Source organism: Herbidospora daliensis (assembly GCF_001570585.1).
Classification (GTDB): Bacteria; Actinomycetota; Actinomycetes; order Streptosporangiales; family Streptosporangiaceae; genus Herbidospora; species Herbidospora daliensis.
The window spans coordinates 380,901-406,910 of record NZ_BBXF01000004.1 but is presented as its reverse complement, the minus strand read 5'-3'; the positions used below and the strand labels follow the sequence as shown (position 1 = coordinate 406,910).

At 70.1% G+C, this 26,010-nt stretch carries 25 protein-coding genes; 14 read left to right on the top strand and 11 right to left on the bottom strand.

Annotated elements, in window-relative coordinates; genetic code table 11:
- Positions 1 to 174 precede the first annotated feature (174 nt).
- Positions 175 to 369, top strand: a complete 195-nt coding sequence (locus tag AW274_RS39385; protein WP_083974639.1) for a hypothetical protein — start codon at positions 175 to 177, stop codon at positions 367 to 369.
- Between the two features lie 140 nt (positions 370 to 509).
- Entirely contained in the window at positions 510 to 4,199 is a 3,690-nt protein-coding gene (locus tag AW274_RS22200) for an AAA family ATPase (RefSeq protein ID WP_062435815.1), read from the top strand.
- 418 nt (positions 4,200 to 4,617) lie between these two features.
- Here AW274_RS22200 and AW274_RS22195 read toward each other — a convergent pair whose 3' ends face one another.
- Together AW274_RS22195 and AW274_RS22190 are read right to left on the bottom strand one after the other, a co-directional pair.
- Positions 4,618 to 4,830, bottom strand: a complete 213-nt coding sequence (locus AW274_RS22195; RefSeq protein ID WP_062435811.1) for a hypothetical protein — start codon at positions 4,828 to 4,830, stop codon at positions 4,618 to 4,620.
- Positions 4,831 to 4,837: 7 nt separating this feature from the next.
- Positions 4,838 to 5,203, bottom strand: a complete 366-nt coding sequence (locus tag AW274_RS22190; RefSeq protein ID WP_063813536.1) for a YciI family protein — start codon at positions 5,201 to 5,203, stop codon at positions 4,838 to 4,840.
- Between the two features lie 432 nt (positions 5,204 to 5,635).
- On the opposite strand from AW274_RS22190, the gene ftsY reads away from it, so the two are divergent.
- The gene (gene ftsY, locus AW274_RS22185) at positions 5,636 to 6,787 is read left to right on the top strand and encodes a signal recognition particle-docking protein FtsY (RefSeq protein ID WP_062435794.1); all 1,152 of its coding nucleotides are present in this window, start codon (positions 5,636 to 5,638) and stop codon (positions 6,785 to 6,787) included.
- A gap of 76 nt (positions 6,788 to 6,863) precedes the next feature.
- Positions 6,864 to 7,259: a peptidase inhibitor family I36 protein gene (locus tag AW274_RS22180; RefSeq protein ID WP_062435791.1), complete on the top strand. Its 396-nt coding sequence runs from the start codon at positions 6,864 to 6,866 to the stop codon at positions 7,257 to 7,259.
- Positions 7,260 to 7,910: 651 nt separating this feature from the next.
- Here AW274_RS22180 and AW274_RS22175 read toward each other — a convergent pair.
- Both AW274_RS22175 and AW274_RS22170 read right to left on the bottom strand, forming a co-directional pair.
- On the bottom strand, positions 7,911 to 8,411 hold the full coding sequence (locus AW274_RS22175; RefSeq protein WP_062435788.1) for a DUF6461 domain-containing protein: 501 nt from the start codon (positions 8,409 to 8,411) through the stop codon (positions 7,911 to 7,913).
- A 19-nt stretch (positions 8,412 to 8,430) separates the two neighbouring features.
- The gene (locus AW274_RS22170; protein ID WP_062435785.1) at positions 8,431 to 9,501 is read right to left on the bottom strand and encodes a PLP-dependent cysteine synthase family protein; all 1,071 of its coding nucleotides are present in this window, start codon (positions 9,499 to 9,501) and stop codon (positions 8,431 to 8,433) included.
- A 227-nt stretch (positions 9,502 to 9,728) separates the two neighbouring features.
- Between AW274_RS22170 and AW274_RS22165 the strand changes: the two genes are divergently transcribed.
- Entirely contained in the window at positions 9,729 to 10,316 is a 588-nt protein-coding gene (locus AW274_RS22165) for a sigma-70 family RNA polymerase sigma factor (RefSeq protein WP_062435782.1), read from the top strand.
- Positions 10,317 to 10,320: 4 nt separating this feature from the next.
- Here the strand turns inward: AW274_RS22165 and AW274_RS22160 are convergent, their stop codons facing one another.
- Positions 10,321 to 10,650 (bottom strand): YciI family protein, encoded by a 330-nt coding sequence (locus AW274_RS22160; protein WP_062435780.1) that lies wholly within the window; start codon positions 10,648 to 10,650, stop codon positions 10,321 to 10,323.
- 52 nt (positions 10,651 to 10,702) lie between these two features.
- On the opposite strand from AW274_RS22160, the gene AW274_RS22155 reads away from it, so the two are divergent.
- Positions 10,703 to 11,128, top strand: a complete 426-nt coding sequence (locus AW274_RS22155; protein WP_157520657.1) for a hypothetical protein — start codon at positions 10,703 to 10,705, stop codon at positions 11,126 to 11,128.
- A 6-nt stretch (positions 11,129 to 11,134) separates the two neighbouring features.
- Here AW274_RS22155 and AW274_RS22150 read toward each other — a convergent pair whose 3' ends face one another.
- The gene (locus AW274_RS22150) at positions 11,135 to 12,187 is read right to left on the bottom strand and encodes an anti-sigma factor RsbA family regulatory protein (protein ID WP_083974637.1); all 1,053 of its coding nucleotides are present in this window, start codon (positions 12,185 to 12,187) and stop codon (positions 11,135 to 11,137) included.
- A gap of 125 nt (positions 12,188 to 12,312) precedes the next feature.
- Between AW274_RS22150 and AW274_RS22145 the strand changes: the two genes are divergently transcribed.
- Genes AW274_RS22145 through AW274_RS22135 form a run of 3 tightly spaced genes read left to right on the top strand, consistent with a single transcriptional unit; the run spans position 12,313 to position 14,005 of the window.
- Positions 12,313 to 12,576 (top strand): hypothetical protein, encoded by a 264-nt coding sequence (locus tag AW274_RS22145; RefSeq protein WP_232320237.1) that lies wholly within the window; start codon positions 12,313 to 12,315, stop codon positions 12,574 to 12,576.
- 28 nt (positions 12,577 to 12,604) lie between these two features.
- Positions 12,605 to 13,372 carry a polysaccharide deacetylase family protein gene (locus AW274_RS22140; protein ID WP_232320235.1) on the top strand — a complete coding sequence of 256 codons (768 nt, stop codon included), beginning with the start codon at positions 12,605 to 12,607 and terminating at the stop codon, positions 13,370 to 13,372.
- Between the two features lie 9 nt (positions 13,373 to 13,381).
- Complete coding sequence (locus tag AW274_RS22135; protein WP_062435770.1) at positions 13,382 to 14,005, top strand: DUF2461 domain-containing protein; 624 nt, start codon at positions 13,382 to 13,384, stop codon at positions 14,003 to 14,005.
- 138 nt (positions 14,006 to 14,143) lie between these two features.
- On the opposite strand, the gene AW274_RS22130 is transcribed toward AW274_RS22135, so the two are convergent.
- Complete coding sequence (locus AW274_RS22130; RefSeq protein ID WP_062435767.1) at positions 14,144 to 14,770, bottom strand: superoxide dismutase family protein; 627 nt, start codon at positions 14,768 to 14,770, stop codon at positions 14,144 to 14,146.
- Between the two features lie 93 nt (positions 14,771 to 14,863).
- Positions 14,864 to 16,717: a translational GTPase TypA gene (typA, locus tag AW274_RS22125; RefSeq protein ID WP_062435764.1), complete on the bottom strand. Its 1,854-nt coding sequence runs from the start codon at positions 16,715 to 16,717 to the stop codon at positions 14,864 to 14,866.
- A 169-nt stretch (positions 16,718 to 16,886) separates the two neighbouring features.
- Here typA and AW274_RS22120 point away from each other — a divergent pair, with 169 nt between their 5' ends.
- Positions 16,887 to 17,642, top strand: a complete 756-nt coding sequence (locus AW274_RS22120) for an alpha/beta hydrolase (protein ID WP_232320233.1) — start codon at positions 16,887 to 16,889, stop codon at positions 17,640 to 17,642.
- Between the two features lie 63 nt (positions 17,643 to 17,705).
- Here AW274_RS22120 and AW274_RS22115 read toward each other — a convergent pair whose 3' ends face one another.
- The gene (locus AW274_RS22115) at positions 17,706 to 19,142 is read right to left on the bottom strand and encodes an aldehyde dehydrogenase (protein WP_062436207.1); all 1,437 of its coding nucleotides are present in this window, start codon (positions 19,140 to 19,142) and stop codon (positions 17,706 to 17,708) included.
- A gap of 204 nt (positions 19,143 to 19,346) precedes the next feature.
- Here AW274_RS22115 and AW274_RS22110 point away from each other — a divergent pair, with 204 nt between their 5' ends.
- The gene (locus AW274_RS22110; protein WP_062435758.1) at positions 19,347 to 20,225 is read left to right on the top strand and encodes a coiled-coil domain-containing protein; all 879 of its coding nucleotides are present in this window, start codon (positions 19,347 to 19,349) and stop codon (positions 20,223 to 20,225) included.
- Here the strand turns inward: AW274_RS22110 and AW274_RS22105 are convergent.
- Positions 20,214 to 21,461: a GH1 family beta-glucosidase gene (locus AW274_RS22105; protein WP_062435754.1), complete on the bottom strand. Its 1,248-nt coding sequence runs from the start codon at positions 21,459 to 21,461 to the stop codon at positions 20,214 to 20,216. The genes AW274_RS22110 and AW274_RS22105 overlap by 12 nt on opposite strands.
- 73 nt (positions 21,462 to 21,534) lie before the next feature.
- On the opposite strand from AW274_RS22105, the gene AW274_RS22100 reads away from it, so the two are divergent.
- The 3 genes from AW274_RS22100 (at position 21,535) to AW274_RS22090 (ending at position 24,104) form a co-directional block, all read left to right on the top strand.
- A complete protein-coding gene (locus AW274_RS22100; RefSeq protein ID WP_062435752.1) occupies positions 21,535 to 22,167 on the top strand; it encodes a TetR/AcrR family transcriptional regulator in 633 nt (210 codons plus the stop codon).
- Positions 22,168 to 22,206: 39 nt separating this feature from the next.
- On the top strand, positions 22,207 to 22,584 hold the full coding sequence (locus tag AW274_RS22095) for a MerR family transcriptional regulator (protein ID WP_030456635.1): 378 nt from the start codon (positions 22,207 to 22,209) through the stop codon (positions 22,582 to 22,584).
- A gap of 74 nt (positions 22,585 to 22,658) precedes the next feature.
- Positions 22,659 to 24,104 carry a peptidoglycan D,D-transpeptidase FtsI family protein gene (locus tag AW274_RS22090; protein WP_083974635.1) on the top strand — a complete coding sequence of 482 codons (1,446 nt, stop codon included), beginning with the start codon at positions 22,659 to 22,661 and terminating at the stop codon, positions 24,102 to 24,104.
- Here the strand turns inward: AW274_RS22090 and AW274_RS22085 are convergent.
- A complete protein-coding gene (locus AW274_RS22085) occupies positions 24,101 to 26,002 on the bottom strand; it encodes an ABC transporter ATP-binding protein (RefSeq protein ID WP_062436205.1) in 1,902 nt (633 codons plus the stop codon). The two genes, AW274_RS22090 and AW274_RS22085, sit on opposite strands and share 4 nt — an antisense overlap.
- Positions 26,003 to 26,010: the final 8 nt, after the last annotated feature.

Here is a 26,010-nt window from a genome sequence, read left to right as displayed (position 1 = left end):
GCCCAAATGAGGTATATTTACATGTCGACAGTGTCCAACGGCTGATCCTTACGAGGCGTTCAACTTGACCGACTTCGCAGCCGGTGCGACTCTTGGACAAGAACCACGCGCACCCCTCCCGCGGCTTGAAGTGCGCGAACCAGTCTGGTCACTCAGCGTGGAGGACCCTTAACCATGGCTAAGGCTCTACTCGGCCACGTCGGCGGTCCTGATCCTCGAATGGTCTCGGAAATGCGTCGCCTCCAGCAGCGCATCCGTGATCTGGAGGCAGAACTCACCCGACTCCAGGAACAGAACGAGGCCCTTGCGGCGCAAACTCGTGACGAAGACCTGGTCAGGCTGCAGGATCGCGAGCCGGCTCTCACCTGAGAGACCGGGTTTTCACGAGAATCAAATTGCAAGGGGCGCCTCGTAGGGGCGTCCCTCGTCATTTGAGTTCCCTGACCGCCGATCTGGGAAGCAGGCGATAGTCTTCCCCGGTACTGTCGGCGCAGGGAGGGACTCCTGAGGTGTACCTGAAGACCCTCACCCTGCGCGGCTTCAAGTCGTTCGCGTCCGCGACGAAGCTCCAGTTCGAGCCTGGGATCACCTGTGTCGTCGGGCCCAACGGGTCGGGCAAGTCCAACGTCGTCGACGCCCTCGCGTGGGTGATGGGCGAGCACAGCGCCAAGTCGCTGCGCGGCGGCAAGATGGAGGACGTCATCTTCGCGGGCACCTCCTCACGCCCGCCGCTCGGCCGCGCCGAGGTCACCCTCACGATCGACAACACCGACGGCGCGTTGCCGATCGAATACTCCGAGGTGACGATCAGCCGCCTCATGTTCCGGTCGGGCCAGAGCGAATACGCCATCAACGGCGACACCTGCCGCCTGCTCGACATCCAGGAACTGCTGTCCGACTCCGGCATCGGCCGGGAGATGCACGTCATCGTCGGCCAGGGCCAGCTCGACCAGGTGCTGCACGCCGGTCCCGAGGAGCGCCGGGCGTTCATCGAAGAGGCCGCGGGCGTCCTGAAGCACCGCAAGCGCAAGGAGAAGGCGCTCCGCAAGCTCGACGCGATGCAGGCCAACCTCACCCGCGTCCAGGACCTCGCCACCGAACTGCGGCGCCAGCTCAAGCCGCTGGGCCGCCAGGCCGAGATCGCCCGCAAGGCCGCCGTCATCCAGGCCGACCTGCGCGACGCCCGGCTGCGGCTGCTGGCCGACGACGTGGTCTCCCTGCGTGACACGCTGGAGCGGGAGGCGGCCGATGAGGCGGCCGTACAGAACCGGCGCTCGCAGGTCGAGCAGGGGCTCAACGAGAACCAGGCGCGTGAGGCCGCGCTGGAGGCCGCCGCGGCCGAGGCCCAGCCCCGGCTGACCGTCGCCCAGGAGACCTATTACGCCCTGTCCGCCCTGCGGGAGCGGCTGCGTTCGGTCGAGAACCTGGCGGCCGAGCGGGAGCGCCACGCGACCGACGCGGCGTCGATCGAGCGGCGCGGGCGCGACCCCGAGGAGTTCGAGCGCGAGGCCGCCCAGATCCGCGAACAGGAACGGGTGCTCCAGGAAGCTCTCGACGAGGCCCAGATGCGGCTCGAAGCGGCCGTCGACGCCCGTACCGAGGCCGAAGAATCACTCGCCGGTGAAGAGCGGCGGTTGTCGATCGCCGCCCGCGCCGCCGCCGACCGCCGCGAGGCCCTCGCGCGGCTGCGCGGGCAGGCCGAGTCGGCCCGGGGCCGGGTGCGGGCCGCCGACGACGAGATCGGCCGGCTGGAGGCCGCCGTCGCGCAGGCCAGGGAACGCGCCGCCCAGGCGCAGGGCGACCTGGAGGCCCAGGCGGTCGCCGAACCCGCCACCGACCCCGAGGTCGCCGCCGAGCTGGCCGTCGCCGAAGAGGGCGTCGAGCTCGCCCGCGCCGAGGTCGAGGTGGCCCGCGAGGCCGCCGACGAGGCCAAGGCCGCCGTCGACGAGGCCCGCGCCGCGCTGGCGGGCCCCCGCGCGGCCCTGTCGGCCGCGTCTTCGGGGGTTTCGGCCGCCCGTACGGCGGACCAGGACGCCCAGAAGGCCGTCACCGCGCTGGAGGCCCGCCGGGAGGCGCTCGGGCTGAGCCTCTCGGGCGGAGCCGACGGCACCGCCCTGCTGGCCGACGGCGGCCACGCGCCGCTGGCCGCGGTCATGAGCGTCAGGGCGGGCGCAGAGACCGCCATCGCGGCCGTGCTCGGTCCGTTGGCCGAGGCCGTGACGGTGGGCTCGATCGACGTCGCGCTCGACTCCCTCGACCTGCTCCGCGCCAAGGAGACCGGCCGGACCTCCCTGGTCATCGGCGCGGCCCCCGCGGTCACCCGGCCCGCCGGCTCCTTCGAATGGGCCGCCGACCTGGTCGAGGTCCCCGCCGAGCTGCGCCCCGCCCTCGACCATCTCCTGTACGGCGTCGTCGTCGCCCCCGACCTCGACGCCGCCCGCACGATCGTCGCCGCGCGCCCCGACCTGCGGGCGGTCACCCGCGACGGCGACCTCCTCGGCGCCCACACCGCCCAGGGCGGCTCCGGCGGCGGCTCGGTCCTCCAGGTCCGGGCCGCGCTCGACCAGGCCGGGGCCGACCTCGACCGGGCCCGCGCGGCCGGCGAGGAGACCGCGTTCGCCCTGGAGGAGGCCCACGAGGCCGAGGCCGCCGCCCAGGAGGCCCTCGAAGCAGCCCAGGCGGCGGTCGCCGAGGCGCAGGCCCAGCAGTCGGCCGCCCAGAACGGCGTCAACGCCGCCCGCTCCCACCTCGACCAGGCGCAGTCGGTGCTCGACCGGGCCCGGGGCCGGCAACGCGCCGCCGACCAGCGCCTCGCCGACGCCGCCAAGCAGCTCGCCCGCCTCGAAGCCAACGTCAAGGCGGCATTGGACGAGGCCGAACGCCTCCAGGGCTCGGTGACCTTCGCCGAAGAGGGCCGCGAACTGGCCCGCGAGGAGTCCCTCACGCTGGAGGAGCAACTCGCCGAGGCCGAGTTCGCCGCCGAACTGGAGTCCGAGCCCACCACCGAAGACCGCGACCGCCTGGCCGCCACGGTCGGCGTCACCCGCCAGGCCGAGATGGAGGCCCGCCTGACGGTCCGCACCGCCGAGGAACGGGTCCGCGGCATCGCCGGCCGCGCCGACGGCCTGATGCGCGCCGCCCAGCGCGAACGCGACGACCGCGCCAAGGCCGCCGCCCAGCGGGCCCGCCGCCGCCGCCAGGCCACCGTCGCCGCGAGCGTGTCGAGAGCCGCCCGGGTCGCCCTCCATTCCCTGGAGGCGTCGATCATGCGGGCCGCCGCCGAACGCGACGAGCTCGCCGTGGCCAGAGAGGCCGTCGACGCCGAGCTCAAGACGGTCCGGATCAGGGTCCGCGAACTCGGCTCCGAGCTCGACAAACTGGTCAACCGCGCCCACGGCAGCGAGATGGCCCGCACCGAACAGCGCATGCGCCTCGAACAGCTGGAGGAGCGCGCCGTCGAGGAGTACGGCGTCGAGTCGGAGGCCCTGATCGCCGAATACGGCCCCAAGGCGCTCGTGCCCGGAGACCCTCCGGTGCCCTACGTGCGCGAGGAACAGGAGAAGCGGGCCAAGATCGCCGACAAGCAGATGCAGCAGCTCGGCAAGGTCAACCCGCTGGCCCTGGAGGAGTTCGCCGCCCTGGAGGAACGCCACACGTTCCTCACCTCCCAGCTGGAAGACCTGAAGAAGACCCGCCGCGACCTGCTCCTCGTCGTCAAGGAGGTCGACGACCGGGTCGAGCAGGTGTTCTCGGCGGCGTACGAAGACGTCCAGAGGGAGTTCGCGACCATCTTCGACCGGGTCTTCCCCGGAGGGGAGGGCCGCCTGCTGCTGACCGACCCGACCGACATGCTGACCACCGGCGTCGAGGTCGAGGCCCGCCCGCCGGGGAAGAAGGTCAAGCGCTTGTCGTTGTTGTCGGGCGGCGAGCGGTCGCTGACGGCGGTGGCGTTCCTGGTCGCCATCTTCAAAGCGCGGCCGTCGCCCTTTTACGTGATGGATGAGGTCGAGGCCGCCCTCGACGACACCAACACCCAGCGTCTGCTGACCCTGTTCGAGGAACTGCGGCAGAACTCCCAGCTGATCGTCATCACCCACCAGAAGCGCACGATGGAGATCGCCGACGCGCTGTACGGGGTGTCGATGCGCGGCGACGGCGTGACCCAGGTAGTCAGCCAGCGCCTGCGCGAACCCGCCTGACCCGGCCTGCTCCTGCACCGCCTGTGCGAACTCGCGTGAGCCGGCCTGCTTTCCCCGCCTGCGCGAACGCGCCTGTTTCTCCACCGCCTAGGCGAACACGTCTGACCGGGCGTGCTTCTCCACCGCGTGGTGCGAACCAGCCTGGTCCGGCCTGTTTTTCCACCGCCTGTGTGAACACGTCTGACCGGCGTGCTGCTGCGCCGCATGTTGCGAACCAGCCTGACCGAGCTGGCTTCTCCACCGCGTGTGCGAATCAGCCTGGCCCGGCCTGTCTTCTGCACCGCCCGCGCGAACCCGCCTGGCCCAACGTGCTTTTCCCACTGCCTGCGCGAAACCAGAGGAGTGTGACGGCCTGTTGGGTGGACTGCTACTGCCAAATGATCTGGCTTCGGAGGCTGAGGCTCCCCGGCCTGACGGCTTAGATGATCTTGCCGACTGCCGGGATGGGCCCGCCGCCGACGCCGTGTCGGCGGCTGCGCGGCAAGGCGCGGATGTCGGTGAGAGGGCTGTGGAGGATGACGTGATCGCTGCCTACACTCGGTCGATCGTGGCTGCGGCGGGGCTTCTCAGCGATGACGACGTCGATCGGCTGGCGGCCTTGCTCGGCTACCGATAGGAGCGCCTTGTCCATGGGCGGATCAGGCGTCACTCATACCGAACGAGTCGTGGATCGGGCGTACCTCGACAGCTACGACATGGAAATCGAGGACACGGCTGGCGATCTCCTGCGCCCGCTCCGGGGTCGCGCAGTCGACCACGTGGTAGGCGGTCAGCTGCTCCGTCGTTCCGGTCAACGGACCCTCTGCTGTGGTCGATCCGTCTGCCCGCCACCGGAGGGTCGTGGTGTTCTTCGGGTACGCCAGCCCGGCTCCGTTCAGCATCTCGCTCGTGCCGGCCAGGTCTCGGTGGAGGGCTTCGTGCCGGCGGGCCACATCTGCTCGCTCTGAGGCGGTCATCGCTTCGGTGGCAGCCGGGTCGGCGTACATGAGGATCATGTATTTCATGGCCGACAAGCCTTACACGGGGCACGCGCGCCGCCAACCCGGTGGACGTTCTCCGTCATCCTCCAGCGGATCTTGACCCGACCCTTCCGCCAGTGCGTCGGCGTGCCAGCCGTCGGCCAAAGCGTCGGCGTGCCAGCCTTTCGCCACTGCGTTGGCGTGCCAGCATTCCGCCACTGCGTCGGCGTGTCAGGAATGCGGCTTGGATGGGTGGTCTTTCAGCCGAACTGGGCTAGTCGGCAAGTGATATGGGGCGCTCGTTTGTTGCGGCCTCGCCGCTGAAGCTCCGGTCGCCTCGGGTGAGGGTGGAACAGCTAGACGATCATCGGGGTCCTCCGGCTTTCGCAGGGCAGGAGAGAGCGGAGCGACACCGGGACCTAGCGGCACGCCCGGCGCGCGGAGGCACGGCGCTCGAATCTGGGAGACTGACGTTTTGTGGATGGGTACATCGGCATCATCGCGATCATCATCGTCGTCATACTCCTGGGCATAGGCACCACCGCCCTGCTCGTACGGCCGAGGTCGAAGACGACCCTGCCGCCGCCCCCTGCCCCGACCCCGCAGGCCCCCGCGCCGCCGGTCGAGGAGGAGGTCGTCGAGACGGTGGCGCCTCCGGCCGCTCCCGTTGAGGAGCTGGTCAAGCCGCCGGAGGTCGAGGTCCCGCCGCCGTCGGCCGGGCGCATGGTCCGGCTGCGGGCCCGGCTGGCGCGCTCGCAGAGCACGCTCGGCCGGGGGCTGCTCGAACTGCTGTCGCGTGACCGGCTCGACGACGACGTGTGGGACGAGATCGAGGAGACCCTGATCACGGCCGACGTCGGGGTCGCCCCGACCCGGGCCATGGTCGAAGACCTGAAGACGAAGGTGAAGGTTCTCGGCAGCCGTACACCGAGTGAGGTCCGCGCCCTGCTCCGCGCCGAGCTGCTCACCCAGATCGACCCCGGCCTCGACCGGACCCTCCACACCTCCGCCCCCGGCGAGCGCCCGGCGGTCCTGCTGGTCGTCGGCGTGAACGGTACCGGCAAGACCACCACCACCGGCAAGCTGGCCCGTTCCCTGATCGGCGACGGCAAGTCGGTCGTCCTGGGCGCGGCCGACACCTTCCGCGCGGCGGCTGCCGACCAGCTCCAGACGTGGGGCGATCGCGTGGGGGCCCCCGTGGTGCGCGGCCCCGAGGCCGGCGACCCGGCGTCGGTCGCCTTCGACGCCGTGGCGCGGGGCATCGCCGACAAGGCCGACGTGGTGATCGTCGACACGGCCGGGCGGCTCCACACCAAGACCGGGCTCATGGACGAGCTCGGCAAGGTCAAGCGCGTCATCGAGAAGAAGGCCCAGGTCGACGAGGTGCTGCTGGTCCTCGATGCGACGACCGGGCAGAACGGCATGCGGCAGGCGCAGGTGTTCGGCGAGGTCGTGAACATCACGGGCATCGCGCTGACCAAGCTCGACGGCACCGCCAAGGGCGGCATCGTGATCTCGGTGCAGCGGGAGCTGGGCGTACCGGTGAAGCTGGTCGGCCTGGGCGAGGGCCCCGACGACCTCGCGCCGTTCGACCCGGAGGTCTTCGTGGACGCCCTCCTCGGGGATTGACGGTCTTCTCCAAGCCGGACACAAGGTCGTTTTCGGAAGATGCCTCCTGAGTCGCAACGACACGGGAGGCATTTTCATGCGAAGACTCATCCGCACCACACTGGCCTTGGCCTTAGGGACGGCCGTCCTTGGATCGACGGCCGCCCCGGCCCACGCCGAGCCGATCGAGATCCCCTACCTGATCCTCTTCCACCACCAGTGGTTCCAGGGCCGGAGCATCGTCCTCACCCAGCCCACCTCGCACCTCGGCGGCGACAGCGACGAGGCCACCTCGATCATCAACAACGACGGGGTCGCCTGGGTGTTGTACGACGACGATTCCTACGGCGACCGCCGCTACTGCATCCGGCCGGGGGAGTCGGTGCTCAACCTGGGCGACGACCGCTGGAAGTTCAACGACAAGATCACCTCAGCGCTGCCGCTGGAGTCCGCGAGCTGCGGAAAGTTCCCGCCGTTCTTCGGCAACGGCTAGACCCTCCGATCGACCAAAAGCGAGGAATGCACGGCTGGACCCACGGCGACAGCTAGAGGTTCGAAGCGGAAGCTGGATGGCCGCATCCACGGTGACGGCTACACGCTCAGCCGGGTCAAAAGAGAGGGCTGTAAGGCTGCATCCACGGCGACGGCCTGAGGCGATCAACGCGTGGCCGCATCTATGGCGACGGCTAAAGGTCGGGTTCAAGACGAGGGCTGGATGGCCGCGTCCACGAAGGCGGCTTGGGTGCTCGGCCCGGGGCGAGTGATGCATGGCCGGTTTCTCGGCGACAGCCGAAGGCTTGGCTCAGCGAGGGCTGGATGGCCGCGTCCACGAAGGCGGCTTGGGTGCTCGGCCCGGGGCGAGTGATGCATGGCCGGTTTCTCGGCGACAGCCGAAGGCTTGGCTCAGCGAGGGCTGGATGGCCGTATCCACGGCGGCGGCTTAGGTGCTCGCCCCGAGGCGAGGAATGCGGGACCGGTTTCGGGGCGACTGCTAGAGGTTCAGCCAAAGGTGGGGGTGGATGGCGGCGTCCGTGGCGGCGGCTTGGGTGCTCGGACCCGGGCGAGGAGCGCGTGGCCGGATCTACGGTGCTGGCAAGAGGCTCGGTTCAAGGCGAGGGCCGCTAGGTCGCGTTCTTGGCAATGGTCACTCGGTTCGTTCGCGGGGTAACCGGACCCCCGTCGCCCGATCCGCCAGCGCCAGCGCCCGGGCCGCGTGGTCAGCCGGGAAATCGATCGACTCGCCCGTCAGGTGTAAGCGCAGGTCTTCGACCTCGGCCGCCAGCCGGTCGGGGTCCGGGCCCTCGCGCAGCTCATAGGAGAAGAGGCTGAACGTCGTCACCAGCCGGCCGTTCTCGCAGTAGGTGAAGCGGTCGTCGCCCATGGTCACCTCGACCAGCGCCGCCGCCGTCCCCGCCGACAGGCGCGCCGTCATCTCGCGGGGGTGCAGGTCGCTGAGGCCGCCGAAGAACACCACCGTCCCCCCTTCGGCCGGGCTCGCGTAGAGCTCCTTCTCCGGGGTCAGGCGGGCCAACGCCTCGTCAGGGGTTATGCCTCGCACGAAGGCCACCTCCAGCCACGTCTCGCCCGCGTCGTCGGTCGAGTCGCGGGAGAGCCACGTGTAGGTGCGGGCGGTCGCCTTCCTCATCCGGCGATCATGGCAGACGTCAGCGGCGGAAGAGGGCGCGGAAGTCGGCCAGATCGGGGGTGATGTCGATGCCGTTCTTCTCCAGCCAGGAGTCCTGTTCGTACGTCCCCTTGTAGCGGCTGGAGCTGTCGCAGATCAGCGTCACGACGCTGCCTCTGATGCCGTGGCCGCGCATCTCGCGGATGATCTCCATGGCGGCCGCGACGCTGGTGCCCGTTGACGCGCCGACCTGGTGGTGGGTGACCTCGTTGACCCAGCGCATCGCGGCGATCGAGGTCGCGTCGGGGACGGAGGTCATGCGGTCGATGACCATCGGCTGGAACGAGGGTTCCACGCGGGGGCGGCCGATGCCCTCGATGCGGGAGGGTTTGCCGGGGTGGGCGGTGCCGGTCACCCACGACGGGTAGAACGACGAGCCCTCGGGGTCGGCCACGCACAGGCGGGTCGAGTGGCGGCGGTAGCGGATGTAGCGGCCGATCGTGGCGGAGGTGCCGCCGGTGCCGGCGCCGACGACGATCCACGCCGGGACGGGGAAACGTTCCATCGCCATCTGCTCGTAGATGCTCTCGGCGATGTTGTTGTTGCCGCGCCAGTCGGTGGCGCGTTCGGCGTAGGTGAACTGGTCCATGTAGTGGCCGCCGGTCTCCTGGGCCAGGCGGGCCGACTCTTCGTAGATCTTCCCTGGGTCGTCGACCAGGTGGCACTTGCCGCCGTAGAACTCGATGATCTCCCGTTTCTCGGGAGAAGTGGTGGCTGGGATCACCGCGATGAAGGGCAGACCCAGGAGCCTGGCGAAGTATGCCTCGCTGACCGCGGTCGAGCCGGAGGACGCCTCGATGATCGTGGTGCTGGGGCCGATCCAGCCGTTGGACAGGCCGTAGAGGAAGAGGGAGCGGGCCAGCCGGTGTTTGAGTGAACCGGTCGGGTGGACCGACTCGTCTTTCAGGTAGAGGTCCACGCCCCACGAGGGCGGGAGAGGAAAGACGTGGAGATGGGTGTCGCAGCTGCGGTTGGCGTCGGCCTCGACGGCGCGGATGGCGTCGTTGACCCAGGTCCGCGTGGCGGGGTCGTGCCGGTCCACGTGTTTCATGTGGCCCACTGTAGTGAGTGTGGTTTGACATATTTTACGCCGGTTAGGGGGTTAGGTGTTACGCTAATGAGACCTGTCCGGCTTGCGTGTGACCGATGCCACGCCCGCCGATGCGCCGCCTAACGCCCGACTTACGGGCCGGTTGAAACGATGACGACGGGATCCGCCCAACCCGCATGGATCACATTCGGACGGGTAACGGGGGAGAGTTCAGCAGGGGGGATGACATGATCTCGATGACCGACGAGCAGCGTCAGGCCTGGTTCGAGCGCGACGTCGTGCCGGTGACCAGCCAGCTCTACGCGTCAGCCATGCGACTCACCCGCAACCCGGCCGACGCCGAAGACCTCGTGCAGGAGACCGTGACCAAGGCGTTCACGTCCTACCACCAGTTCCGCGAGGGCACCAACCTCAAGGCGTGGCTGCACCGCATCCTCACCAACAACTTCATCAACGACTACCGCAAGAAGCAGCGCTCGCCGAAGCTGTCGGCCGCCGAGGAGATCGAAGACTGGCAGCTCGCCGCCGCCGAGTCGCACACCTCGACGGGGCTGCGCTCGGCCGAGAACGAGGCGCTCGACTCGCTGCCCGACAACGTCGTGATGAACGCCCTGCGTTCGCTGCCCGAGGAGTTCCGGGTGGCCGTCTACCTCGCCGACGTCGAGGGCTTCGCCTACAAGGAGATCGCCGACCGGATGGGCACCCCCATCGGGACCGTCATGTCGCGGCTGCACCGCGGCCGGCGTCAGCTGCGCGGCATGCTGGAGGGCTACGCCCGCGAGGAGGGCGTGGTCAGAGAGGCGATAGCCGCCTAGCTCGTCACGACTGCGGGTCGTACTGGAACGCGCGGAGCTCCTGGGGGCAGCGGCAGGAGGCCGCGATCTTCCTCGCCCACTCGATCGCGGCTTCGCGTGAGGGCAGGTCGAGGACGGTGAAACCGCCGTCGAGCCGCGTGGTGCCGCCGGTGACCGTGCCGTCGGCTGCCACGAGAACCGGGTCGACGGCCTCGTCGATCCCGCCGCCGAAGACGTAGACCCCGGCGTCCTTCGCCTCCTGGATCACGGCGTGGGAGTCGCGCACCACGTCGGGGAACTCCTCCTCGGTGAGGACCATGGCGGCGCTGGGGAACGAGATCAGGAAATGCGTCATGCCCCGATCGTCTCGTGCGCCACCGACATTTCCCGGGTATAGCCTGCCGGGCGTGCGGCGATTACTCACGCCCCGGGCGTTGATCCTCCTTTCCGCCACGGTCGCGGCGACCGTGGCTTTGCTGTTCGTATGGCGGCGTCCACGACCCGCGGATATGCCGGAGCCGGTGGTGGACGACACCCCCGCGCCCTGGCCGCCGGAACCCGTTCTGGGACGGCCGACGGAAGAGGACTTCGCGCGGATGCGCGGCGAATACGTGCCGCCGAAACCCCGGCGGCCCCTGCCGCGCTGGGCCGTCGCGCTGATGGTGCTCGCCGTCGTGTCCGGCCTCGGGCAACTGCTCGTGTACGCCGTCTTCGACGGCCCCCGGTTCCCGGCCGTGCCCGGATACGAGTGCGAACACCCCGGGTGCGGCCCCGAACCGGAGGGGAACTTCACGTGGAACGACAGCGGACTCCTCTACGGGCCCGGCTACTAGGTCCCGTCAGGCCATCGCCATGTGCAGGCGGATCCGCGACTCCCGTCCGGTCGTCTGGACCTCCATCAGGTCGCACAGCTGGCGGCTGATCCACAGGCCGTAGCCCCGCAGCGACTCCTGCTCCGGCGGGATGTAGCCGGGGAACTCGACCTCGATGCCGCCCCCGTCGGGGTTGGTGATCTCGCAGACCAGGTCGGTGCCGGCCGTCCAGATGGTCACCCTGCCGTGGCCGGCGCCGTGTTCGACCGCGTTGGCGGCGATCTCGGCCGCCGCCAGGACGAGCGAGCCGGCCGCGTCGTCGCTCAGGCCCGCCTCGGTGGCGGTGCTGCGCACGAACGACCGCATGGCCCGTACGGTCGGCAGGTCGAACTCCATCACCCGCGCGCTGTTGGGCGGGGCCGGAAAGGGCGGCGGATCCCAGTTCATGCGCTGCGGCGGGACGTACACGATGCTGCGGTGTTCCCCGGCCGTGTCGAGGTAGCGCGGGTGGGTGCGCAGGGCCTCCTCGGCGGGACGCCGGTAGACGCACAACGCCGCGCCCTTCAGGGAGGCGCAGACGATGTTGACGATCGCCTCCACCCTGGCCCATTCGGCCGCGTCGCGGGGCGAGCGCCACGTGGGCTCCCCGACGAACAACGACGGGCCGCCCCGGCGGGCGTAGTCGAAGTATTCGGCCAGGACGCGGGCCGGATGGCCGTACCAGTCCTGGCTTCTGATGGAGCGGATGCGGGACGTGTCGGCGCCCAGATGAGCGCGGACCAGATCGAGGTTCTCCTCCGGAGCCACGAACAGGATGCGGTCGCCCCGCCGCAACCCGTCGATCAAGGCCGGCAGCACCAGCCGGAGGTATTCCTCACTCGTCCCATATGGCACAGCAAGGTGCGTGAAGGCCACCGCACCGCGACTTCCCCGTTCGGCCTGCACGGGGATGAACGTAACAAGCGTCTTGCGTCGTGACAATGCGTCAGGAAGCGACAATAAACCGAATACAGCAGGAACTTCCCGGGACGCGCAACCTTGGGGGGAATATGCCTGCGTGATGACGGGATGGAGTCCCATGATTACTCCATGACGTTGCAACGCGGTGTCCCAAATTTGGGTACATCCACCAATGTGCGCGTCTCGTCCTGGAGGTTGCCCCGGTGAGTGAGTCCCGCGCAGCTATACAAAAACTGCATTCGGACTTGATCGAACTCGGCGTGAACGGCGCCTACGAGCTGGGTGACGACGCTACGCTCTGTGTGTGGATCGGCCTGGTGGTCGTCTATCGCGATGGCTGTTTCCGCTGGTGGGAAGGTGCCTCCCGATGTCGGCACCCAGGAGATGATCCGCGCGGGTGCGCCGTCCGGGTGGCCCGGCGGCACGCCGGGTTGATCAAGGAAGTGCCGCCCTGGTGGGAGGACCAGAACGAGGTCCTCCGGGGGGAAGCCGTGGACGACCATCCATAACCCCCACGACGTCTGGGGGGACGAATATATGCGGGGATTTCTGCGGCTGCTGGCGGTCACGGTCTGTGTCATGGTGAACACGCCGCCGGTACACGCGAACCCCGACCCCGACCTGCTGAACCGCAAGCTCACGCTCGCGCAGCCCGACTTCCCGCGCACCCACTTCCCGCCCATCAGGCGGGTCGACTGCGCCAAGGCCAAGTGCGTCGCGCTGACGTTCGACGACGGGCCCGGGGCCGAGACCGGCAAGGTGCTCAACCACCTGGCCCGCCACCAGGCCAGGGCGACCTTCTACGTGCTCGGCAGACTGGTCACGCCCGAGTCGGCGCCGCTGCTGAAGCGCATGGTCGCCGAGGGCCACGAGCTGGGCAACCACTCCTGGGACCACGCCATGCTCTCGGGCCTGTCCCGCCAGGGCGTCGACCGGCAGCTGGCCCGCACCCAGCAGGTCGTACGGAAGATGGCCGGCGTCCGCATGCGGACCATGCGCCCGCCCTACGGCGCGACCAGCAAGATGGTCGCCGAGGTCAGCAAGGTCCACGGGCTGGCCCAGATCATCTGGAGCGTCGACACGCAGGACTGGCTGGTCCGCAAGCCCGACCGCATCGTCCGGCGGTCGTCCTCGGCCAAGCCCGGCGAGGTGATCCTGCTGCACGACATCCACGAGTCGACCGTCCGGTCGGTGCCGCGCCTGCTCGACGCGCTCGACAAGAAGGGGTTCGTGTACGTCACCATCAGCGAACTCTTCGGTGAGATGACCCCGGGCCGGAAGTACTTCGACAACCGGCCTCAATAAAGTGGGGCAATGGCATTCACCGGGTTCCCCGACGAGGCGCTGCTGTTCTACGAAGGGCTGATCGCCGACAACAGCAAGGCCTACTGGACCGCCAACAAGCACCTCTACGACAGCGCCGTCAAAGCCCCCATGCAGGAGCTGATGGCCGAACTGGCGGACGAGTTCGGCGACCCCCACGTGTTCCGTCCCTACCGCGACGTGCGGTTCTCCAAGGACAAGACGCCCTACAAGGATCACCAGGGCGCCTATGTCGCCAAGCTCGACGGCGTCGGCTACTACGTCCAGGTCGACGCCGACGGCCTCTACGTGGCCGGCGGCTGGTGGGCGTCGGGGGAGATGACGCACCGCTTCCGCGCGGCGGTCGACGACGACGGCCACGGCGGCGAGCTGGAGAAGATCGTGGCCGAGCTGCCCGGCCGTTACGCGATCGAGGGTGACCGAGTGAAGACGCGCCCCCGTGGCGTCTCCCTCGACCACCCCCGGATCGACCTGATGAAGCACCGGACTCTCTACGCGGGTCACCGCTTCGAGCCCGACCCCTGGTTCCACACCGCCGAGGTGACCCAGCGGGTGCGCGCCGCGTGGCGCGAGCTCACCCCGCTGGTCGACTGGTTGCGCGTACGGCTGAGCTAGCCGATCACGATGACGAGGAGGGCGATCAACGCCCAGGCGCCCACGAGCGCCATGTAGGTTGCCCCGCTGACGATTCTCATGCTCCGAGGATCGTGCCGGGGGCTTGTGACTGACTTGCAGTTCAATCAGTGAAAGCGATCACCGCAGCACGCCGCAGGCCACCCGTCCGCCCGCGTCGCCGGTGCGCAGGGTGGCCGAGTCGGCCGCGCCGTAACGCTCGGGGATGTGGGCCAGGTTGTCGGGCAGCGCGTGGACGACGAACGCCGCCCCGTCGGCGTCGGTCAGCCTGCCGATCCGGAACCGGTCGGTGATGAACGACGCGGCGGCCACGCCGTCTTCGCCGGCCAGCAGCGGCGGCAGGTCGCCCGCGTGGTCGCCGTGGTTGTGCGGCGCGACCGGCAGCGGCAGCACGGTCGTGTCGGGCTCGGCGGCGTTCCGGGCGATGTCGAGATGCCCGCCGGCCGAGAAGAACGGGCTCACCTGGCCGGTCGCCCCGTCGACCGCCTTGGGGTCGCAGACGCCCGTGGTGTGCACGTGGAACCCGTGGAAGCCCGGCGCCAGCCCCCTGACCTGGACCCCCACCCGGACCTTGGTGACGCCTCTGCGCTGCACCACGACGGTGCCCACGCGGGTGCCGGCGGCGTCGTGGAGCGCGATCGAGCGGCCCCGGCTCCAGGGCCCGGCCTCGGCGACCGTCGTGGACGCGATGACGCCGACCCCCGTGAGCAGCGCTCCGGCGAGCGCGAGATGAACCTTGCCCGGCATGCGAGCCTCCCCCTCAGATCACAACTCTGCGTGACTAGGCAAGCACAGAGGGTGGAGGCTCGCACGGAGAAAGGCCGAAGCGGCCTCTCTTAGTTAGTTGGCGCGCTTGGCCCGCGCCGCGGTCCGGCCGCGGGTGGAGGCGTCGAGCACGACCTTGCGGATGCGCACCGTCTCGGGGGTGATCTCGACGCACTCGTCGTCGCGGATGAACTCGAGCGCCTGCTCCAGCGACAGCTGGCGCGGCGGGATGAGCGTCTCGGTGACGTCGGCGGTCGAGGACCGCATGTTGGTGAGCTTCTTCTCCTTGGTGATGTTGACGTCCATGTCGTCGCTGCGCGAGTTCTCGCCGACGATCATGCCTTCGTACACCTCGGTGCCGGGGGCGACGAAGAGCACGCCGCGCTCCTGGAGGTTGGTCATCGCGAACGCGGTGACCGGGCCCGAGCGGTCGGCGACCAGGGAGCCGTTGTTGCGGGTGCGCAGCTCGCCGAACCACGGCTCGTACGCCTCGAAGACGTGGTGGACCAGGCCGGTGCCGCGGGTCTCGGTGAGGAACTCGGTCCGGAAGCCGATCAGGCCGCGGGCCGGGACGATGAACTCCATCCGGATCCAGCCGGTGCCGTGGTTGGTCATGTGCTCCATGCGGCCCTTGCGGACGGCCAGGAGCTGGGTGATCGCGCCCAGGTACTCCTCGGGGCAGTCGACGGTGAGGCGCTCTACGGGCTCGTGGCGCTTGCCGTCGATCTCCTTGGTGACCACCTGGGGCTTGCCGACGGTCAGCTCGTAGCCCTCGCGGCGCATCTGCTCGACCAGGATGGCCAGCGCGAGCTCGCCACGGCCCTGGACCTCCCACGAGTCGGGCCGCTCGGTCGGCAGGATGCGCAGCGACACGTTGCCGACGAGCTCCTTGTCGAGGCGGTCCTTCACCATGCGGGCGGTGACCTTGCTGCCCTTGACCCGGCCGACCAGCGGCGAGGTGTTGGTGCCGATGGTCATCGAGATCGCCGGCTCGTCGACCGTGATCAGCGGCAGCGGGCGCGGGTCTTCGGGGTCGGCGAGGGTCTCGCCGATCATGATGTCGGGGATGCCGGCGATGGCGATGATGTCGCCGGGGCCCGCCGAGTCGGCCGGCTTGCGCTCCAGCGCGTCGGTCATCAGCAGCTCGGTGATCTTCACCCGCTGGATCGAGCCGTCGGTGCGGCACCAGGCCACCTGCTGGCCCTTCTTGATCTCACCCTGGTGGATCCGGCACAGCGCGATGCGGCCCAGGTAGCTGGACGCGTCGAGGTTGGTGACGTGGGCCTGGAGCGGGGCGACCGGGTCGTAGATCGGCGCCGGGATCGTCTTGAAGATCGTCTCGAACAGCGGCTCGAGGTTCTCCTCGTCGGGCATGCCGCCGTCGGCCGGGCGGGTCAGCGAGGCGCGACCGGCCTTGGCCGAGGCGTAGACGATCGGGAAGTCGATCTGGTCCTCGGTGGCGTCGAGGTCCATGAAGAGCTCGTAGACCTCGTCGACGACCTCGGCGATGCGGGCGTCGGGGCGGTCGACCTTGTTGATGCACAGGATGACCGGCATCTTGGCCGACAGGGCCTTGCGGAGCACGAAGCGGGTCTGGGGCAGCGGGCCCTCGGAGGCGTCGACCAGCAGGACCACGCCGTCGACCATCGACAGGCCGCGCTCGACCTCGCCGCCGAAGTCGGCGTGGCCGGGCGTGTCGATGATGTTGAGGGTGACACCGCCGTGCTTCACGGCGGTGTTCTTCGCGAGGATGGTGATGCCCTTCTCGCGCTCGAGGTCGTTGGAGTCCATGACGCGGTCGTCGACGTCCTGATTGGCGCGGAACGCCCCGGACTGCCACAGCATGGCGTCGACGAGCGTCGTCTTGCCATGGTCGACGTGCGCGATGATCGCGAGGTTCCGCAGGTCGTCGCGGCTGTTCATAGGCATAGTTGAGTCTCGCTCTGGTCGTCGGGGCGGTGCCGCGTCTCGCTCCCGATCGGGAGACGCGTTCGGCCGCGCAATGGCGCGACCTTCCCATTTTAGTTGATCGCCATTACCGCTCCGAGCCTGCCGCCCGCAAGAGGGCGACAATTCACAGCGTCGTAATGTTGCCCCCATGATCTATGGGGCCATGTTGCGCACTCCTGACGGTGTCCGGATCGACGCGGCGCACCTGCCCGGCGACGGGGAACTCGGGATCGTGCTGGCCCACGGATTCACCGGGACCTGGCGTTCCCCGGCCACGCGGCGCATCGCCGCCGCGCTCAACCGGCGCGCCGGGGTGATCGCGTTCGACTTCCGGGGGCACGGCCGCTCGTCGGGGCTGAGCACCGTCGGCGACCTGGAGGTCCTCGACCTCGATTCGGCGGTACGCCACGCGCGCGCCCACTACGCCAAGGTGGTGACCGTCGGCTTCTCGATGGGGGCGGCCGTGGCGGTCAGGCACGCCGCGCTGAACCGGGGGGTCGACGCGGTCGTGTCGGTGAGCGGCCCGGCGCGGTGGTACTACCGGGGCACCCGGCCGATGCGGACCGTCCACTGGGCGATCGAGCGCAGGTCGGGGCGGCTGGCCGCCCGGCTGGCCAAGCGCACCCGGATCAAGGTCGGCACGTGGGACCCCATCCCGCTCGCGCCGTTCGAGGCCGTGCCGCTGATCTCGCCGACGCCGCTGCTGGTCGTCCACGGCGACGCCGACGCGTTCTTCCCGCTGGAGCACGCCGAGCAGCTCCACGCCTGCGCCAACGAGCCGAAGGAGCTCTGGGTGGAGCCCGGATTCGGGCACGCGGAGAACGCCGCGAGCGCCCAGCTGATCCGGCGCATCGAAGAATGGATTTTCGCGCGAACCAAATCGGCTCAGGCGTCGTCTACATGAAGGTGCGGGAGGGGCCCAGCGTCGCGGGGGCGCGTTGGGCACCCTCCCGGTCGCCCGGAAGGCTCAGCCGAGCCGGGCGATGCTCTTGTACTCCAGGTAGCCCGCCAGCCCCTCCGGCCCGAGCTCGCGGCCGATGCCGCTGGCCTTGAAGCCGCCGAACGGGGTGCCGCTCTCCAGCGGGTTCATCATGTTGACGCCGTAGGTGCCGGTGCGGACCTGACGGGCGACGTCCATGCCGTGGTCGGTGTCGGCGGTCCACACGCTGCCCGACAGGCCGTAGTCGCTGTCGTTGGCGATCCTGATCGCGTCGGCCTCGTCGTCGTAGGGGATCACGGTCAGGACCGGGCCGAAGATCTCCTCGCGGGCGATCCGCATGTCGTTGGTGGCGTTGGCGAAGACCGTGGGGGCGACGTACCAGCCCCGGTCGAGGGGACGGTCGAGGCCGCCGACGACGGCCTTGGCGCCCTCCTCCAGGCCGACGCGGATGTAGCCCTCCACCCGTTCCTGCTGGCGCTTGGCGACCATCGGGCCGATGCCGGTGGCCGGGTCGGCGGGGTCGCCGACCTGCTGCCCGGCGGCCATCTCGGCGACCGCCTGCACGACCTCGTCGTAGCGGCTGCGGCTGGCCAGGATCCGGGTCTGCGCCACGCACGCCTGGCCGCTGTTGAGCAGGGCCGCGATCGAGAACATACCCATGGCCGAGGGCAGGTCGCAGTCGTCGAGGAAGATCGCGGCCGACTTGCCGCCGAGCTCCAGGCTGACCCGCTTGAGCTGCTCGCCGCAGATCGAGGCGATGCGGCGCCCGGCGGCGGTCGAGCCGGTGAAGGCGACCTTGTCGACGCCCGGGTGGGAGACCAGGTGCTCGCCGGCCTCGCGCCCGGCGGCGACGATGTTGACCACGCCCGCTGGGATCTGTGCCTCGCGGATCACCTCGGCCAGGATGTAGCCGTCAAGCGGGGTCTCGGGCGCGGGCTTCACCACGACCGTGCAGCCGGCCAGCAGGGCGGGGGCCAGCTTGGTCATGACGACGAACTGCGGGACGTTCCACGGCACCACGGCCGCCACCACGCCCACCGGCTCGCGCCGGACGGTGACCGGGCCGAACATGCCCGGCCGCTGCTCCTCGACCTGGAAGGTCTTGCCGAGTTCGGCGTACCACTGGAGGATGCCGGCCGGCGGGCCGACCTGGCCGAAGTGGGAGAAGGAGATGGGCGAGCCCATCTCCAGGGTGATCAGTTCGGCGAGCTCGGCGGCGCGGGCGGCGTAGAGCGCGGCCAGGCGGCCCAGCGCCTCGGCGCGTTCGGCCATCGTCAGGCGGGGCCAGGGGCCGTGGTCGAAGGCCTGCCGCGCGGCGGCGACGGCCCGGTCGAGGTCGGCCGGGGTGCCTTCGGGGACCCTGCCGACGATCTCCTCCGTGTGGGGGGAGACCACGTCGATCGTGCCGGTGCCCGCCGGGGAAACCCAGTCGCCGCCGATGAAGAGCGTCTCGTGCTGGATCATGGAATGCACCTCTCGTAAGGTCTGCCGCACCCGACCGAATCATGTTCTGTGAGCCCTTGGCAAGGATGGGACAGTCCTCGCGCATCATCCCGTCCCATACAAAATGGCTGAATCTTCGCCAAAGGCGCATGGGTTCCCTGGTTCGGGTGGCGACCACCAAGATCGCCTTCTATAGTTTCGGTCCGACTGGGAGGGGAGGGGCACATGCGGCGGGCACTCACGGCTCTCGTCGTCTCCGGTCTCCTGCTCTCCCTCTGCGGGTCCCCCTCGGCCGCCGAGCCCGACCGGCAGGCCCGGCTGAACAAGCTGACCAAACAGGCCGCCGACCTCGAGAAGGCGTACCGGGGCGAGATCGCCACCCTCGGAGACACCAAGAAGGCCGCGCAGAAGGCCGACTCCAAGGTCAAGAAGCTGCGGCGCGACCTCGGCGCGGCCGAGCGCCGGGCGATCCAGTTCGCCCAGACCTCCTACATGGGCGGCGGCCTCGACACGGTCGGCATCTTCTCGATGTCGTCCGACCCCGGCGACGCGGCCACCCTCACCTACCTGTCGAGCGAGAAGGTCGAGCGGCTCGGCAACATCCGGCGGCTCGTCGACCGGCAGAAGCAGGCCGCCAAAGAGGCCGACCAGAAGATCGACGAGCTCGAACGGGACATCAAGGAACTCAAGGCCAAGCAGCGCGACGTCGAGAAGCTGCTGGCCAAGTTCGGCTTCCAGACCCCCGACGCCGGCACCGGCCTCACCGCCCGCATGGTCAGCATCCGCAACGCGATCCAGGCCCAGTTCCCGATGCCCTACGGCGTGGGGTGCCTGCGTCCCGGCGACTTCGGCGAACACGGCAAGGGCCGGGCCTGCGACTTCATGATGTCCGGCGGCGGCCGCATGGCCGCCGGGGCCGACAAGGCCCGCGGCGACGCCCTGCTGCAGTGGTGCATCACCAACGGCCGCGCCCTGGGCATCATGTACGTCATCTGGCAGCAGAAGTACTACGACATCCGCACCGGCGCCCCCGGCAAGATGATGGCCAACCGCGGCGGCGCGACCGCCAACCACTACGACCACGTCCACGTGTCAGTGCTCTGAGGCGATCCTGTCCCGATACCAGCGGTAGGAGGCCTTCGGGGTGCGCACGCCGGTCGCGAAGTCGACGTGCACCAGCCCGAAACGCTGGTGGTAGCCCTCGGCCCACTCGAAGTTGTCGAGCAGCGACCAGACGAAGTAGCCCCGCACGTCGGCGTCGGCCCGGAGCGCCGCCTCGATGTGGCCGTCGAGGTAGGCGATGCGGTCGTGGTCGTCGATCCCCTCGTACGAGCAGCCGTTCTCGGTGACGTAGAGGGGGACGCGGTAGCGCGCGTACAGGCCGTCGAGCAGTTCGCGGAGGCCGTCGGGGACGACGGGCCAGCCGAAGGCGGTGGTCGGGAACCCCTCGACGCCCGCGTCGGTGAAGGGCAGCTCGGGCGACTCCGGCGCGGAGATCCGGGTCGGGTTGTAGTAGTTGACGCCCAGGCCGTCGATCGGCCGGCTGATGACCGCGAGGTCGCCGTCGCGCAGGCCGGGCATCGCGTCGAGGCCGAAGGCGCGCAGGTCGGGGTAGTCGCCGAGGAACACCGGGTCGTTGAACATGCGGTTGTGCAGGGTGTCGTAGGCGTCGGCGGCCGCCCGGTCCTCGGGGGAGTCGGACGCCGCCCACACCGGGCTCAGGTTGTTGGTGATCAGCACCGTCTCGGCCCCGGCCGCGCGCAGGGCGTCGACGGCCAGGCCGTGGGCGAGGAGCTGGTGGTGGGCGGCGGGCAGGGCGTCCAGGAAGAGCGCCTGTCCGGGGGCGTGCACGCCGAGGGCGTGGCCGTAGACGGTGTGCACGAACGGCTCGTTCAGGGTGATCCACGGGCCGACCCGGTCGGCCAGCCGCCCGGCCACCAGCGCGGCGTAGTCGGCGAACCGGTAGGCGGTCTCGCGGTCGAGCCAGCCGGGCAGCGCGGCCGGCAGGTCCCAGTGGAAGAGGGTCAGGGCCGGGGTGATGCCGGCCGCCAGGAGGGCGTCCACCAGCCGTTCGTAGTGGTCGAGGGCCTTGGGGTTCGCCGGGCCGGTCCCGTCGGGCTGGACGCGGGGCCAGGAGACCGAGAAGCGGTAGGCGTTCACGCCGAGGCCGGCCAGCAGGGCCACGTCGTCGGCCCAGCGGCGGTAGCTGTCGCAGGCGACCTCGGCCGTGTGGCCGTCGCGGATCGGGCCGAAGGAGTCCCAGATCGACGGGCCGCGGCCGTCGTCCGACAACGCGCCCTCGATCTGGAAGGCGGCCGTGGCCGCGCCCCACAGGAACATCAGCGGTCCTCCCTAGAACATGAGTGCGACTCAGGTTAACTCGTTCGCAATCGAATCGGGAGAAAATGGGGTCATGACAAACACCGCCACCGGCACCCTGCGCCGCAAACCCGCCCAGCGCAGAAGCGCCGAGAGGGTGGAGCGCATGCTCGACGAGTGCGCCCTGCTGCTCGACGAGGTGGGTTACGAGGGCCTGACCACCAAAGAGGTGGCCCGCCGGGCCGAGGTCCCCATCGGCACCTTCTACCAGTTCTTCCCCGACAAGCAGGGGCTGGTCCGCGCGCTGGCCTACCGCAACCTCGAGGCCTACCTGGCCCGGATCACCGCCACCCTCGCGCACACCACGATCAACGACTGGACCGAGGCGACCGACCTCGTCATCGACGAGTTCGTCTGGATGAAGCGGTCGACGCCCGGCTTCAGCGTCTTCGACTTCGGCCTCGCGCTGGCCGAGCCGGGCACCTCCCGGATGCTCGACGAGGCGCTGGAGGACAACCTCGTCGTCGCCGACCGGCTGCGCGGCCTGCTGATCGACCTGATCGGGGTGCCCGCCGGCGAGGTCCAGGCGCGCGCGTTCGTGGTGGCCGTCGAGGCCGCCGACGCCGTGCTCAAGCTGGCCTTCCGGGCCTGCCCCGACGGCGACCCCGACCTGATCGCCGAGTGCAAGCGGCTGGTCCGCCGCTACCTGTCCGACCACCTGGGCTAGCTTGACCTGGAGCCGACTCCAGGTGTGATGATGCCGTGCATGGCCGTTTACACACCCGGACAGGTCGTCGAGGAGACGGGGTTCAGCCTCGACACGCTCAGGTACTACGAACGGATCGGGCTCCTCGGCAACGTCGGCCGCAACTCGGCCGGCCAGCGCCGCTTCACCGACGGCGACGTCGGCTGGCTCGGCATGATCCGCTGCCTGCGCGACACCGGCATGCCGATCGCCGAGATGTTGCGGTTCGCCGAGCTGACCCGCGCGGGCGACCACACCATCCCCGAGCGCATCCGCCTGCTGGAGGCGCACGACCGCCAGGTCGAGGAGCAGGTCGCCGACCTGCGCCACAAGCAGGGCGCGATCCAGCGCAAAATCGACTACTACAAGGACCACGTGATCGTCCCCGAAGCGATCTAGTTCCCCGCTTTACCCACCCCCCGCCCCCTCTTTCCGGTCTGGCTGTTAGACCGGACTCCAAAGGAGGGGGCTACATGGCGGGTCCGCGCGCGGGGCGCATGAACGTGCCGCTGCGCGGCGTCGCGGCGGTGTCCGGTGCGATGCTGTTCGCACTGCTGGGCAACGTCACCTTCATTCAGGCGTTCCGGTACGACACCCTGACGGCCGACCCCCGCAACAACCGCACCATGATCCTGCGGTTCGACGAACCCCGGGGCGAGGTGCGGCTGCGCGACGGCACCGTGCTCGCGGCCAGCGAACGCGTCACCGACCAGCGGTTCGGCTACCGCCGGGTCTACCCCCACGGCCCCCTCTACGCCGCCGTCACCGGCTACGCCTCCCTCTACCGGACGACCGGCATCGAGGGCGCGGAAGACGGCTCCCTGACCGGTGAGGACCCCCGGGTCCGGGTGCGCGCGCTGCTCAAGGACATCGACCGCGGCGCGACCGTCACGCTCACCCTCGACTCGCGCGCCCAGAAGGCCGCCCACGACGGCCTGGCCGCCACGGGCGAACGCGGCGCGGTGGTCGCCCTCGACCCCCGCACGGGCGCGATCCTCGCCATGGTCTCGCTGCCCTCCTACGACCCCAACCGGCTCGCCACGTTCTCGGCGGAGGACCTGGCGGCGTACGACCGCGAACTGCAACGGGACCCCGCGCGGCCGCTGCTGAACCGCGCGATCGGGGAGAACTACCCGCCCGGCTCGACGTTCAAGGTGATCACCGCGGCGGCGGCCCTCGCGTCGGGCGACTACGACCCCGAGACCGAGGTGCGCGCCCCCGCCCGCCTGAAGCTGCCCGGCACCCAGACCTGGTTGCGCAACTCCGGCGGCGCGGAGTGCGGCGACGGCACCCCCGCGCTCCTCGACGCCTTCGTCATGTCGTGCAACACCGCCTTCGCCGACCTCGGCCTCGAACTCGGCGAGGAGGAGCTGAGCCGCTGGGCGGCCGCCTTCGGCTTCGGCGACGCCGGCCTGAAGGTCCCGCTGTCGGTCGCCGCGAGCGTCTACCCGACCGGCCTCGACCGCGCCCAGACCGCGATGAGCGCCATCGGCCAGTACGACGACCGCGCCACCCCGCTGAGCATCGCGATGATCTCGGCGGCGGTGGCGAACGGCGGCAGCCTGATGCGCCCCTACCTGGTCGACGAGGTGCGCCTGCGCGACGGCACGATCGTGCGCTCGACCGACCCCGCCGAATACCGCGACGCGATGCCGGCCGCCGTGGCCGACCGGCTGACCGAGATGATGGTCGCCGTCACCGGCCCCGGCGGCACCGGCACCGCCGCCGCGATCCCGGGCGTGAAAGTGGCCGCCAAGACCGGCACCGCCGAGAACGAGGGCTCCGACCACGCCATCTTCACCGCCTTCGCCCCCGCCGACGACCCGGTGGTGGCCGTCGGCGTCCTGGTCGAACACGGCGGCTACGGCGGCAGGGTGGCCGCCCCCATCGCCCGCGCGGTCATCCGGGCGCTGCTCTAGGCCTGGTAGGCGCTGGCCTGGAGCCCGTAGAGGTCGGCGTAGATGCCCTGGCGGTCCATCAGCTCGTCGTGGGTGCCCTCCTCGACGACCAGGCCGTGGTCGAGGACGTAGACCCGGTCGGCGTAGCGCACGCTGGCCAGGCGGTGGGTGATGAGCAGGACGGTGCGCCCGTCGGCGTGGGCGCGGATGCGTTCGAACAGGGCGTGCTCGGCCCGCGCGTCGAGGGCCGCGGTCGGTTCGTCGCAGATGAGCAGCGGGGCGTCGCGGTAGAAGCCGCGCGCGACCGCGATGCGCTGCCACTGGCCGCCCGACAGCTCCTGGCCGTCCTTGAAGCGGCGGTCGAGGAGGGTGCGGTAGCCGTGGGGGAGTTCGTCGATGACCTCGTCGGCCCCGGCGACCCCGGCTGCCCTGACCACCTGCTCCTCGCCCTTGTGCAGCCCCATGGTGATGTTGTGGCGGGCCGACAGCGGCCAGCGCGTGTGGTCTTGGGCGATGACCGCGATGCGGCCGCGCAGTTCGTGGGCGTCGACCGTGGCCAGGTCGACGTCGTCCCAGCACACCCGGCCCGACTGGGGTTCGTAGAGACCGGCCAGGATCTTGGCGAGGGTGGTCTTGCCGGAGCCGTTCTCGCCGACCAGGGCGACCACCTCGCCGTGGTCGAGGTGGACCGACACCCCCTTGAGCGCCGGGGTGTCCTTGCCCGGATAGCCGAAGACCACGTTCTCGGCGGTGATCCGGCCGAAGCGGCCGGGCGGCGCTCCCGTGCCCGCCATGGCCGGCGTCGCCTCTCCGGCGGTGCAGAAGTCGAGGAAGTCGGTGAAGTAGAGGCCGCTCTCGTAGAGCCGGTTGACGCTGTAGAGGAGGTTCTGCAGCGCGCCCTGGCCCGTGCGGACCGCCAGCACCGCCGTGCCCGCGATCGCGAGCTCGACCTGGCCGCTCGCCAGCAGCAGCCCCAGCGCCACGAACACCATCGCGGTGCCGACGCCGCCGAGCGCCTGGCCGATGATGCCGGCCACGGCCTGGCGGCGGGCCAGGTCGACCAGGACGTCCTGCTGGGTGCGGGCCACCATGTCGTAGACGCGCAGCAGGAAGCCGCGCATGGTGAACGAGCGCACCTCGGCGGCGGTGTCGCGGTCGGCCAGCAGTTCGCTGACGATCCACTTGCGTCGGTAGACCGGCAGCAGCGACAACATCGTGGTGTAGCGCATGCGGGCCGACCGGACCGTGGCCCACGCGTCGGGCAGCACGGCCAGCAGGAGCAGCGGAAGCAGGACCGGGTGCAGCACGCCGAGCACGCCGCCCGCCGCCACCAGGCCGATCGCGGCGGTCAGCACGTCGACGGCGGAGCCGACCACCTCGTCGGAGGAGTTCACGCCGCTGGTGCGGGCCCGCTGGAGCGTGTCGTGGAACTCCGGGTCGTCGAACCTGATCAGGTCGACGCGGGAGGTCAGCCCGTAGAGCCGTTTCTCGGCGATGCGCAGCACCTGGGGCTGGAGCCGCGACTGCGCCCAGCCGGCGCCCGCCTGGACCAGCGCGCGGGTGACCGCGGCGGCGCCGACGAGCAGCAGGGCGGGCAGCGCGTCGCGCACCCGCTCGGGGGTCGGCCCGGCCGCGAACAGCGCCTCCAGCACACCCGCGGTGGCCAGCAGCCCGAACGCGGTGAAGACGCCGCCCAGCACGTTGAGCGTGATGGTGGCGGCGGTGTCGCGGGGGCTGGCCTCCCAGGCCATGCGGAACGACTGCACGATGAGGGCGGGCAGTCGCCGTGCCACGGTCAGGAACCCGATGCTGCTCATCAGGTCGTCGTGGGCGTGCCAGTTGTGCGTGGTCAGGTCGGAGAAATCTGGTAGATCATCGCTTTCTGGGGAGTCGTCCCTGTCGATCGGCGTGACGGTCATGCCGTCCA